Raw genomic sequence first — 13074 nt, forward strand, 5'->3', positions numbered from 1 at the left:
CCTTTCTTTTTATGCATCTGCTGCACTTACTTTATACATACTCCTCTATGTACTGCTCAAACTCTTCCATAGACATCAGTACCTTTCGCGGTTTGGTTCCTTCCTCCTCGCCAACGACACCAGCTTCGAAAAGCTGATCCATAATGCGTGCTGCACGGTTAAATCCAATTTTGAATACCCGCTGGAGCATTCCGATAGAAGCTTTGTCTTTTTCTATAATAAAACGTCCTGCATCTACAAAGTAGACATCGCGTTCATCGGCTCCTCCACCTGCTCCTGCAGCTGATGCCATTCCCGTCTGTGCACTGTTTACATGATTTTCTACTTCTTCATTATATATGGCATTTCCATTCTTTGTCACGAGATATTCTACAACATTTTGAACTTCTTTATCAGAGACAAATGCTCCCTGCACACGGGCAGGCTTCTGGTATCCCGATGGATAAAAAAGCATATCACCTTTTCCAAGAAGTTTTTCCGCACCGTTCATATCAATGATTGTTCTGGAGTCCACTCCCGAAGACACCGAAAAAGCAATTCGCGACGGCATATTTGCCTTGATCAATCCGGTAATAACATTCACGGACGGTCTCTGCGTCGCAAGAACAAGATGAATTCCCGCTGCGCGGGCAAGCTGTGCCAGGCGGCAGATTGCCTCCTCGATTTCCCCTGGTGCCACCATCATAAGGTCTGCAAGCTCATCAACAATAATGACAATCTGAGGCATTTTTTCTGGCTTTTCACCATTTTCTATCTGTTTTTCAACCTCAGATACCTTTTCGTTATATCCCCGTAAATCACGCACATTGTATTCCGCAAATAACCGATACCGCTTATCCATTTCCACAACAGCCCAGTTTAAAGCTCCCGATGCTTTCTTCGGATCTGTAACTACTGGAATCATCAAATGTGGAATCCCATTGTAGACACTTAACTCTACAACTTTTGGATCGATCATGATTAATTTCACCTCATCCGGATCCGCTTTATATAAAATACTCATGATCAGTGTATTGATACAGACAGATTTTCCAGATCCTGTCGCACCTGCGATCAGAAGATGAGGCATCTTCATAATATCTGCCACAACAACCTTCCCTGCGATATCTCTTCCTGCTGCGAAAGCAATCTTGGAAGTACTCTTTTGAAATTCTTCCGTTTCCAGAAGATCCCGCAGCATCACTGGGGAAGTCTCTTTGTTCGGAACCTCGATTCCAACTGCAGCTTTTCCCGGGATCGGCGCTTCAATACGAATGTCAGCGGCCGCCAGATTCAATTTGATATCATCGGCAAGACCGACAATCTTACTGACTTTTACTCCCTGCTCCGGCTGAAGTTCATAGCGTGTCACAGATGGTCCACAACTTACATTTGTCACAGTAACACGTACTCCAAAATTATAAAGCGTCTGCTGCAACTTGTTCGCTGTCTCACGCAAATGTGCATCGGAATCCCCACCACCTGCTTTTCCGCGCTTCAATAGCGAAAGTGGCGGTCGCTGATAGTTTAATTTTGGTTGATGTTCCGTTTCTTTTCTCTCTCGTTCAACTTCTTCTGTCGCCTTTTGTGTCTCTTCCTCACTGGATTTCTTTTTCTTTGCTCTCGTATTTTTTTTCTCTGTTGCAGGATCCGGTGCAAATGGATCTCCTGCCGGAGCTACTTCTTCTAAAACTTCCTGTTCCAAAGTAGGCTCTGCACGATTGATCACAAAATCCAGCGGCTGTTCCTCAAATGGAACTTCTTCCGGTTTTAATTCTTTCAAATCTTCCTTAGGCTGTGTGAGCGTAGTATCAAATGTCACACCTGATATATGCTGATCTGCTTTGGCTTTGGTCGCTTTTTTGATCTCTCGTTTCGCAGCTTTTTGCGCTTCTTTTATCGCTTTTGTTTCTTCTTTTTCAGCACGCGCTTCCTTTTTCGCAGATGCCTGTGTCCGTCTTTTTTTGACATCTTCCTTCGCAGATGTGTAAACTTTTGCACTGCCCTTTTTCAGCCCTCTTAAAAAGGACTTTTCCGTGATCAGCACAAGAAAGATGATCATTAAAATAATCACTATCACATAAGTTCCCGCGACTCCAACTGCCGGGCACAACAATTTTGTAAAAATCCCTCCGAGCAGTCCGCCACCCTTTTTCTCCTTCGCTGCATATCTGTAAAAGGAAATAATAGTCTGCTCTTTTTCAAATGGAACAGTAAGCAACTGTAAAAAAGTGCAGAGCATGAAGGAAAAACCAACTCCTGCCCCCAGTTTTATGTATGCAAAAGAATTACCTCTGTTTGAAAATACGAAAGCAGTCCCTAAAAAAAGTAAAACCGGCATGATATAAGCCGGCAGTCCAAAGATTCCGAACAAAAATGCAGAAACTGCATTTCCAAGAAATCCTCCCAGACCGAAATTACTCAGAATAAGAAGAATTGCCACTGCTAATGTCAAAAGAATGATAATCTCATCACGGAAAGAATAACTGTTTTGTGCCTTTTTCCCTTTTGTGCCTGCCTTTTTTGTTGTTTTGCCTTTCTTTGCAGCCATACAATATTCCCTCCTTGTTTCTTATTCGCAAGTTGCGGTACAGGCTATTTCCCATACCACAACAAAACATACTATGTTTATTATAACACTATTTTTTGTTCGCTTCAATCATTGCCTGCAATTTTTTTAATGCATCACTAATGCCTCCAACCGCATCGATCAGTCCTTCCCGAACGGCATCTTCTCCTTCCAGCAATGTTCCCACATCTTTTACTAGCTGTGTCGAGTCTAACATCAACTCTTCGACACGGTCTTGAGAAATCCGGGAATGTTCTGCGAGAAACCGTGTAATACGATCTTGTGTCCGCTCCATATTCTTATAGCTTTGTAAGACACCAATAAACATTCCGGTCGAACGCACTGGATGCACGATCATAGTTCCACTCGGTACAATAAAAGAGTAGTCTGCCGACACCGCGAGAGGTCCACCGATAGAATGACTGCCTCCCAGTACAAGCGAAACTGTCGGCTTACTAAGAGATGCTATCATCTCCGCAATTGCAAGTCCTGCTTCCACATCCCCGCCCATTGTATTGAGAAGAATCAACACTCCATCAATTTCCTCATTATCTTCTATTTCCGCAAGCTTTGGAAGTAGATGTTCATATTTTGTTGCTTTTGTATTTCCCGATACTGCTTCATGACCTTCGATTTCTCCAATAATTGTAAGAAGCTGGATACGATGCTTTTCTCTGTCTTTGTCAAGTTCAAGCGCTCCCATTTCTTTAATTTGTTCCGTCTCTTTTTCTTGATGATTATCTCTTTCTTCCTGTCCCATTTCACACACTCCTGATATTTTCTTTTTAGTATGTGCAGAAAATAATATTTCATACTTTCCTAAAACATAAAGAACTCTTTGATCATATAAAAATACGTCTCACAAAATAATGTATCCCATCCATCGGACAACAGTATTCTGCAAGACGTATTTTATTTATTTCTTCATCTGTACCATTTCATCAAAACAGGTCGGAGTTTCTTAGCTTGCCATTAGACATAGGCAAGTGCTTGCTCCAAATCTGCAATAATGTCTTCTACATGTTCGATTCCGACACTAAGGCGGATAAGATCTGGCTGTACCCCTGCTTCCAGCAGTTCCTGTTCATTCATCTGACGATGTGTATGACTTGCCGGATGGAGTACCGATGTTCTCGCATCTGCAACATGGGTAACAATCGCAGCCATCTGAAGATGATCCATCATCGCAACCGCTCCGTCTCTTCCCGCTTTCAGCCCAAAAGAAATTACTCCACATGTACCATTCGGCATATACTTTTTCGCAAGTTCATGGTACTTATTTCCTTCCAGCCCCGCATAGTTCACCCATGCCACTTTTTCGTGGCTCTCAAGATACTCAGCAACTTTCTGCGCATTTTCACAATGTCGCTCAACCCTCAGACACAATGTCTCCAGTCCGATATTCAATAAAAATGCATTCTGTGGAGACTGAATCGATCCAAGATCCCTCATCAATTGTGCTGTCGCCTTCTGGATATAGGCCAGTTTTCCAAAGCGTTCTGTATAAATCACTCCATGATAAGTTTCATCCGGAGTTGTCAATCCCGGGAACTTTTCTTTTGCAGCATCCCACTCAAAATTTCCACTGTCTACAATACAGCCTCCGACACAAGTCGCATGTCCATCCATATATTTTGTAGTAGAATGTGTTACAATATCTGCTCCCCACTCAAATGGACGGCAGTTCACTGGAGTCGCAAAAGTATTATCAACAATCAATGGAACCTGATGTGCATGAGCTGCCTTCGCAAACTTCTCAATATCCAGAACAACAAGAGATGGATTAGATATGGTCTCTCCAAATACTGCTTTTGTGTTCTCCTGAAATGCAGCATGTAACTCCTCTTCTCCTGCATCCGGATCTACAAAGGTTGCTTCAATTCCCATTTTTTTCAATGTATGGGCATACAGATTATAGGTTCCCCCATAAAGTGCTGACGCACATACAATGTGATCTCCAGCTTCTGCAATATTCATGATCGCATAGAAATTTGCTGCTTGTCCAGAGGAAGTAAGCATTGCTGCAACCCCTCCTTCCAGATCGCAGATTTTCGCTGCCACGGCATCGTTAGTAGGATTCTGAAGTCTTGTATAAAAATATCCTGCCTCCTCCAGGTCAAAAAGTCTGCCCATCTGCTCACTGGACTCATACTTAAATGTTGTACTCTGGTAGATCGGGAGCACTCTGGCTTCTCCATTTTTCGGCTTCCAGCCTGATTGAATACATTTTGTCTCTGGTCTGTAATTATTGCTCATTTGCGTTGCCTCCTGCGTATTCATTCTGATTTTTTCTCACTAGAATCTAGTATACCATTCAGAAAATATTTGCACAAGAGCTATCTTTTTCATATTTTTTAATTTGTAATTGAAAATAATTTATCTAACTATGAAAATTTTATGCAAAAATGGCACAGCCGCTCTTTCACCTGGTTGGTGATCGATCTGACTGTGCCATTTATCCTTTTAAGAGAAACAGCTCCTTTTGCTGCAAAATAACTACATGCTATACTATAAACTGAATTTCTTATTCATCCCAGTTGTGGTACACTTCCTGGACATCATCATCTTCCTCAAGCAGATCCAATGTCTTCTGAATATTTTTCAGGTCCTGTTCATCTGTCAACTCTACCCATGTCTGTGGAATCATGGTCACCTCTGCATTTGCCATCGGAATTCCTGCTTCTTCCAATTTCAGACGAACTTCACTGAAATCTTCCGGTACTGTCAACACTTCGTAGCTGTCTTCCTCTTCCACAAAATCTTCTGCTCCTGCATCTAAAGCAAGCATCATCAATTCGTCGGAATCCATATCGCAATCTTCTTTTGCAATAATGATCTGTCCTTTCTCATCAAACATGAAAGAAACGCATCCTGGAGTCCCAACATTTCCACTACCTTTTGTGAAGGCGTTGCGGACATTGGATGCAGTACGGTTCTTATTATCTGTCAGCGCTTTCACAATGATCGCTGTTCCATTTGGTCCATATCCCTCATACGTAATGTGTTCGTAATTGTCAGCAGATCCTTCGCCCGCCGCTTTCTTAATACTGCGGTCGATGTTGTCATTTGGCATATTGTTTGCTTTTGCTTTTGCAATTACATCTCGCAGACGACTGTTATTTGCCGGATCCGGTCCGCCTCCTTCTTTTACTGCTACTGCAAGTTCTCTTCCGATCTTTGTAAAGATTTTTCCTTTTGCAGCATCATTTTTTTCCTTTTTATGCTTAATATTCGCAAATTTTGAATGTCCTGACATTACTCTAACCTCTTTCTATTTTGTATTTCACTGCTATATTCTATCACTAATCTTCTATCTTTTCAACTTCAACCAACTCGATCATATTATTGTCTACGCGAAGAATTCTAAAACAGTAAACATCATATCGTACCTCGCACGTCTCATGTTCAGCTGGAATCCGTTCAAGTTTCGAAATCAAAAAGCCATTCAACGTCTCATTTTCTTCATCTTCAATCTCGATTCCTAAAATCTCCTCCAGATCATCCAATGCTACTTTTCCCTTAACAAGATAGGTTCCATTTTCCTGCCGGAAGTACAATGTTTCTTCTTCATCATATTCGTCAAAAATGTTCCCGACGATTTCCTCAATGATATCTTCCATCGCTACAATCCCCGCTGTCTGTCCATACTCATCCAGCACAATAAATAAATGATTCTTTTCTGTGTTCATCTGTTTGAACAAACGGGACAGTCCTTTTGTTTCCGGGATAAAACTGACCTCACGAAGACAATCTTTTAATTCTTTTACTTTGACCGGGCGAAGCTCTTTGTTTAAATAATATTTCATCGCATCTCTAAGATGGATCGTACCGATAATATCATCTATATTCTCCTCATAAACCGGAAATCTCGTAAACCGCTCATCCAGCATGAACTGCAAAGCATGTTCCAACGTCTCACTGCCATCCACCGCTACAATATCCTTTCGATGCGTCATGATATCACGAGCATTTTTCCCACTGTACTGCAGCACATTCTTGATCATTCGCACTTCGTTTTCTTCAAGGTATCCCTGACTGCCGCACTCTTCTACCACATATTCAACCGCTTCCTGCACTTCTTCTTTGCTCTCCGGACTCTCTCCAGATACTATCTGCTTCAAATTTTTCCACAGACGCCTCTCTTCTTCCATCGTCTACTCCTTTACTATGTATGAAGCTCCAGACTGATTTTCAGTGCTTCATTAATTTTTTTCATTAGTTCTTGATCTAGATGACAAACCTGCTCCCTGAGCCTCTGTTTGTCGATTGTACGGATCTGCTCTAACAGTACGACTGAATTCTTTACCAGCCTGCATTTTTTTGCATCAATCTCAATATGCGTTGGCAGTTTCGCCTTATTCATCTTCGATGTGATGGCGGCACAGATGACTGTTGGACTATGTTTGTTCCCAATATCATTCTGTATGATCAATACTGGTCTGATACCTCCCTGTTCCGATCCGACAACTGGACTTAAATCTGCATAAAAAATATCCCCTCGTTTTACAACCACTCTATTCACACTCCGATTCTTCAAGATGCAAAAAGTATTTCCTCTTTTCTCGGATGTATTCTTTAGAGCTTTATTTTATTTAAGCAAAATAATCTACCTGTTCTTCAACCTTCCCATCCTGCACATAGACACGCGGGATCCGCTTCCCAAGATCACAGACAAACTCATAATTAAACCTGCCAGATAACTCGCTTAACTTTTCCACCGGAAGATACTCCTCCTGATCTCTTCCGATCAACGTCACCTTATCCCCAAATTTCACCTCTGGGATATCTGATACGTCCACCATGAACTGATCCATGCAGATTCTTCCGATAATTGGAGCTTTTTTACCGCGAATCAACACGTATCCGGTATCCGAAAGGCTTCTCGGATACCCATCACCATATCCGATCGGAATGGTCGCAATCCGCATCTGATGCTCTGACACAAAATCACCACCATAGCTTACCGGCGTCCCTGCCGGGATGTCTTTTACAAATGCAATATGGCTTTTCAAAGACAATGCCGGTTTTAACTGTACCTTTTCCTTATCGACTTCCTCCGAAGGATAGAGCCCATAAATTGCGATCCCGGCGCGTACCAGATTATAATCAGCCCTGCGAACATCTATAATTCCTGCACTGTTTGACGCATGAACATACGGGAAAATAACCCCTTCTTCTTCCAGTCTCTGTGTCATCCACTCAAACTTTTCCAATTGCATCATTGTAAACGTCTTATCTTCTTCGTCCGCTTTAGCGAAATGGGTAAAAACTCCCTCCAGCACTAAATTCGGAAGTTCTGCAATCTCCTTGATTTCTTCAATACTGCTTTCTTCGGCAGAAAATCCAAGTCTCGCCATCCCGGTATCCAGTTTGATATGTACATATGCCTGCTCCCCTTTTTCGACCGCCAGAGCTGAAATCGCCTCTGCCATCTCTTTTGTATAAACATTCATACGGATTTCATATTTCAACATCTCCCAATATTGATCTGGGAAAATACATCCCAACACCAAAATCGGCTTTTGAATCTCTGCCGCACGGAGCACAACCGCCTCATCTAATGTTGCCACGGCATATCCCCACACATAATCATATGATTCCAGCATCGATGCAACCTGCACAGCTCCATGCCCATATCCGTCTGTTTTGATCACAGCAACCATCTCAGTTCCTTCTTTGAGATTTTTTTTCATCTGTTCCATATTCCATGCTACTGCATCTAGATCTATCTTTGCATACACTCTGCTATAAGTTTTCATTTATCTGCCCCTTACTACTTTTTATTCTGTTCTTTTAACACTTTTCACGCAAAATCATCTCTGTGCTTTCCGCGGTCAGCACTTCTGCAATCCCATCAAGAATATCACTTGCCAGAACACTATAACTGCCTTTTTTCTTCTGTGCAGCATCTCCCGCCAAACCATGCAAAAACACCCCGAGTGTTCCCGCTTCATACGGCTCTATTTTCTGTGCAAGTAACCCCGTGATCATGCCGCCAAGGACATCACCGGCTCCCCCTTTTGCCATCGACTGATTGCCGGAAGTATTCACATATACTGGCCGTCCATCTCTTCCTACAAGTGTTCGTGCATCTTTCATCACACAGACAGACGGAATCGATCCGAGAAATTCCTGAAAATACCGAAAACGTTCTTCTTTTAATTCCTTCACGGAATGCCCGCATAGCCCTGCCATTTCTTTCATGTGGGGAGTCAATATACAATCCGGTGTCAATTTCTCAAAAAGTGCCCTGTCTTTTGACAAAATGTTCAATCCATCCGCATCGATCATGCACGGCTTTTTTACACAGCGAACGGTAGTTGAAAGAAGGTGCTGTGCGGTCTCACTCATCGAAAGTCCTGAACCGATTCCAACAACATCCGCCCATTCCAGCAGTTCCTTTAGCTTTTCTTCCTCATACCTTTCATATGTGGTAATGATCGCCTCCGGAAGCAGTTGCTGCAAGTTCGACTGATTCTCTTTTGCTGTATAAATCTGTACAAGTCCGGCACCTGTCAGATATGCCGCCTTTGCACTAAAGTAAGCAGCACCTGCCATTCCCGGACTTCCCACGATCAAAAGCACTTTCCCGTAGTTACCCTTGTGAGCATCCGGATCACGCGCAGGAAGCAGATTTTTCAAATCCGTCCTATCGTAAGTATAGCACACATCTCCCCTCTCATCATATACAGAAGGTTCAATTCCAATGGAGGCCGTCACAAGCTTTCCGACAAGCTTGCGCGCCATACCAAACAACATCCCAATCTTTTGAAATGCAAATGTGACTGTAAAATCTGCTGCGAATGCAATTCCCAGTACATCTCCGGTATCTGCCGAAAGTCCCGATGGAATGTCTACAGCGACTTTTATGGCATCCATCTGATTTAAGTTTTCAATCACATTATAATATGTCCCGGAAACCTGTCTTGATAATCCAATTCCAAAAATTGCATCCACGATCACCGTATAACAATCTTCTCCTACCCGTTCTTTTACAGGTACTCCATAGTGGACCGCGATCTGTTTCTGAAGCCTTGTCTCCTCTGTCATAGAAGATTCCTTCCCGACAAACCAGACATCCACAGCATATCCTTTTAGATGCAAAAGTCTTGCGACAGCAAAACCATCTCCTCCATTATTTCCGGAACCACAGACAACGAGCACCTTTTTTAAATCTAGTTGCTCAGACTCCATCATCTCCACAACAGAAAGTGCCGCCCGCTCCATCAGAACCATCGACGGCATGCCCATCTCTGTGATCGTCTTTTGGTCTCCCTGTTTCATCTGCGCTCCAGTCGGCAGATATCTCATATTATTCCCCCTCTCCCACTGCAAATGCAACAGCATAACAATCAGTATTCGTAATGGAAACATGTATTTTTACAATACCGGCAGATACTGCCGCCTCCTTTGCCCCTCGCAAAAGATTCACATAAGGTTTGCCTCTCTCATCCCGCAATACCTCGATATCTCCAGGACGAAATCCTGAAAATCCGGTTCCAAATACTTTCGCCACAGCCTCTTTGACTGCAAAATTGCCTGCTGCTTTGTCCATCTGCCCGCGAATCATCTCCTGTTCCCGCACGGAAAAACAACGCGTAAAAAAAGCCTGCTTTCCACACGCTTTCCTTACACGTTCTATTTCTATCATATCGGTTCCAACTCCAATGATCATCGTTTCTTATTCCTTTGCATTAAAGTAATTATAGCGATTTACATTGTAAGATAAACGCATTAAGCTTTCTGAAAGATGTACATTTTCCACAATAACATTCTTTGGAAGATTTAGATCAGTATGTGCAAAGTTCCAAATCGCCCTTACTCCGTTGTCTACAAGAAGTTCTGCCACTTCCACTGCTTTCGTCTTCGGAATCGTAAGTGCTGCAATCTCAATGTCATTGTTTTGTACAAACTCCGGAAGTTCTTCCATCATTCGAATCGGAACATCGCGAATCGTCATTCCTTTTAATGTTGGATTAATATCAAAAATTCCTTTCAGCAAAAACCCGCTTCTTTCAAATGCCGCATAATTTGCAAGCGCCTGTCCGAGATTTCCTGCACCGATGATCACAATATTATGTGTCTTATCGAGCCCTAAGATCTTACCAATCTCTGTGTATAAATATTTCACGTTGTATCCATAGCCCTGCTGGCCAAATCCACCAAAATTATTCAGATCTTGACGAATCTGGGAAGCGGTCACTTTCATTTTCTTGCTCAGGTCATTTGAGGAAATGCGTTCCACTCCATTTTCCAGAAGTTCGCCTAAATACCGATAGTATCTTGGCAAACGTCTGATGACCGCCTGAGAAATCTGTCTTTCTGTCACAAATGTTCACCATCCCCATTGTTTATTACATCTTATTATATAAAATTGTTCTAGTAAAGTCAAACTTTTCATTTCTTTTTAGTTGTATTTTCTTTGATATCCGCTATAATTGAAAAGAGAGTAAAGGAAGATTCTGGGGAAATGGTCACATTTTTTCAGCATGGAAATAACAACTCAACAATTGATTTAGGAGGAAACAACATGGTTTTAGCATGCCATAATCTAAAAAAAGCCTTTTTGGAGCAAGTGATTGTCAAAAATGGCTCTTTTCATATAGAAGAACACGAAAAAGCGGCGTTAGTTGGTTTAAATGGTGCCGGGAAATCAACCATCTTAAAAATGATCATGCGAGAGATTCCCGCTGATGATGGAGAAATCATCCTTGCCAAAGGGAAGACCATCGGATATCTTGCGCAGCATCAAGCGCTATTGTCCGGCAACACGATCTATCAGGAAGTAGAAAGCGCAAAAGCCGACCTGATTCAGATGGAGACACAACTTCGCCGCTTAGAAGAAGAAATGCAGAAAAAAAGCGGGGAAGGACTTGAGCAGCTTTTGCATACCTATCACAAATTAAGTGCAGCCTTTGAGCGGGCAGATGGATATGCCTACAAAAGCGAGATTATCGGCGTATTAAAAGGTCTTGGATTTGCAGAGACAGAGTTTGACAAATGTGTGGACAACCTCTCCGGAGGTCAAAAAACCCGAGTAGCTCTAGGAAAACTGCTTCTTACCAAACCTGATATTTTACTTCTTGATGAGCCTACGAACCACTTAGATCTGAATTCTATCGCATGGCTTGAGACTTACCTCTCAAATTATCCAGGTGCCGTACTTTTAGTCTCCCACGACCGCTATTTCATCAACCGCGTTGTAACAAAAGTCATTGAAATTGAATTTGGCGAGATTATGATGTTCAACGGCAATTATTCTGAATTTGCCGAGAAAAAGAAACTGATCCGGGAAGCGAAGTTAAAAGAATATCTGAATCAACAACAGGAAATCCGCCATCAAGAAGAAGTAATTCGAAAACTTCGTTCTTTCAATCGCGAAAAATCGATCCGCCGTGCAGAAAGCCGCGAAAAAATGCTTGAGAAAATGGATCGGATTGAAAAGCCATTGGAACATCATGCCGAATTGAAGCTTCATTTAGAACCGACCGTCGTCAGCGGAAATGATGTTCTTCGTGTAGAAGGGTTAGGAAAATCTTTTGGCACACACACGCTCTTTCAAAATATCAACTTTGAAATCAAGCGTGGAGAGCATGTTGCGGTCATCGGGGATAATGGAACCGGCAAGACAACCTTACTAAAAATTTTAAACGAAGTGATTCCTGCAGATCACGGAACCTTTACACTTGGTTCCAATGTCCATATCGGTTATTATGATCAGGAACATCATGTTCTGCACATGGAAAAGACTATTTTCGAAGAGATTTCTGACGACTATCCGTCACTGACAAATACCGAGATCCGTAACACTCTTGCCGCATTTCTCTTTACGGGAGAGGATGTCTTTAAACGGATCGGCGATCTCAGTGGTGGGGAAAGAGGACGGGTGTCTCTCGCGAAGCTGATGTTGTCGGAAGCTAATTTTTTGATTCTTGACGAGCCGACAAACCACTTGGATATTGCCTCAAAAGAAATCTTAGAACAAGCGCTTAACAACTACACTGGAACGGTTCTGTATGTTTCGCATGACCGTTATTTCATCAACCAAACTGCCACAAGGATTCTGGATCTCGTTAACCAAAGTTTTGTGAACTACATCGGAAACTATGATTATTATCTAGAAAAAAAGGAAGAGCTTACTGCCGCCTACACCGAATCTGCTGCGCAAACAGATGCTTCCTCTGAAGAAACAGCATCTGAATCGAAATTAGACTGGCAGGCGCAAAAGGAACTTCAGGCAAAAGAGCGGAAACGGCAGAATGATCTTAAAAAATTAGAAGAGAAAATTCAAAAACTGGAAGAGGCTTCCGCTAAACTCGATGAAGAGCTTGCAAAACCAGAGTATGCAATGAACTCAAAAAAGCTAATGGACATCACAAATGAAAAAGCCGAAATTGACACAAAACTATGGGATCTTTATGAACAATGGGAATCCCTCGCGGAATAAATAGTCGTCTGGTGTGCCATCCATCATGCTTACACTCCGCTCTTTCGGAAACGATTCATAAACAGACAAACGGAACGAT

At 42.4% G+C, this 13074-nt stretch carries 11 protein-coding genes; 1 reads left to right on the plus strand and 10 read right to left on the minus strand.

Annotated elements, in window-relative coordinates; genetic code table 11:
- Positions 1–31 precede the first annotated feature (31 nt).
- The 10 genes from ACGG81_RS07675 to ACGG81_RS07720 form a co-directional block, all read right to left on the minus strand.
- A complete protein-coding gene (locus tag ACGG81_RS07675) occupies positions 32–2530 on the minus strand; it encodes a DNA translocase FtsK 4TM domain-containing protein (protein WP_390107681.1) in 2499 nt (832 codons plus the stop codon).
- A gap of 88 nt (positions 2531–2618) precedes the next feature.
- Positions 2619–3308: a ClpP family protease gene (locus tag ACGG81_RS07680; RefSeq protein WP_009261945.1), complete on the minus strand. Its 690-nt coding sequence runs from the start codon at positions 3306–3308 to the stop codon at positions 2619–2621.
- 212 nt (positions 3309–3520) lie between these two features.
- The gene (locus ACGG81_RS07685; protein ID WP_009261946.1) at positions 3521–4804 is read right to left on the minus strand and encodes an O-acetylhomoserine aminocarboxypropyltransferase/cysteine synthase family protein; all 1284 of its coding nucleotides are present in this window, start codon (positions 4802–4804) and stop codon (positions 3521–3523) included.
- Between the two features lie 268 nt (positions 4805–5072).
- Positions 5073–5804, minus strand: a complete 732-nt coding sequence (locus ACGG81_RS07690) for a YebC/PmpR family DNA-binding transcriptional regulator (protein WP_009261947.1) — start codon at positions 5802–5804, stop codon at positions 5073–5075.
- Between the two features lie 46 nt (positions 5805–5850).
- Entirely contained in the window at positions 5851–6699 is an 849-nt protein-coding gene (locus tag ACGG81_RS07695; RefSeq protein ID WP_009261948.1) for a hemolysin family protein, read from the minus strand.
- A gap of 14 nt (positions 6700–6713) precedes the next feature.
- The gene (locus tag ACGG81_RS07700) at positions 6714–7061 is read right to left on the minus strand and encodes a type II toxin-antitoxin system PemK/MazF family toxin (RefSeq protein ID WP_120091228.1); all 348 of its coding nucleotides are present in this window, start codon (positions 7059–7061) and stop codon (positions 6714–6716) included.
- A 79-nt stretch (positions 7062–7140) separates the two neighbouring features.
- Positions 7141–8307: an alanine racemase gene (alr, locus tag ACGG81_RS07705; RefSeq protein WP_016440569.1), complete on the minus strand. Its 1167-nt coding sequence runs from the start codon at positions 8305–8307 to the stop codon at positions 7141–7143.
- Between the two features lie 34 nt (positions 8308–8341).
- Positions 8342–9859: an NAD(P)H-hydrate dehydratase gene (locus ACGG81_RS07710; protein WP_390107686.1), complete on the minus strand. Its 1518-nt coding sequence runs from the start codon at positions 9857–9859 to the stop codon at positions 8342–8344.
- A 1-nt stretch (position 9860) separates the two neighbouring features.
- Positions 9861–10223 carry a holo-ACP synthase gene (gene acpS, locus ACGG81_RS07715; protein ID WP_009261951.1) on the minus strand — a complete coding sequence of 121 codons (363 nt, stop codon included), beginning with the start codon at positions 10221–10223 and terminating at the stop codon, positions 9861–9863.
- 6 nt (positions 10224–10229) lie between these two features.
- Positions 10230–10877 (minus strand): redox-sensing transcriptional repressor Rex, encoded by a 648-nt coding sequence (locus ACGG81_RS07720; protein ID WP_008975417.1) that lies wholly within the window; start codon positions 10875–10877, stop codon positions 10230–10232.
- 201 nt (positions 10878–11078) lie between these two features.
- Here ACGG81_RS07720 and ACGG81_RS07725 point away from each other — a divergent pair, with 201 nt between their 5' ends.
- Complete coding sequence (locus tag ACGG81_RS07725) at positions 11079–12995, plus strand: ABC-F family ATP-binding cassette domain-containing protein (RefSeq protein WP_117577239.1); 1917 nt, start codon at positions 11079–11081, stop codon at positions 12993–12995.
- Positions 12996–13074: the final 79 nt, after the last annotated feature.

It is taken from the genome of Faecalimonas umbilicata (assembly GCF_042846195.1).
In the GTDB taxonomy this organism is placed as follows: Bacteria; Bacillota; Clostridia; order Lachnospirales; family Lachnospiraceae; genus Faecalimonas; species Faecalimonas umbilicata.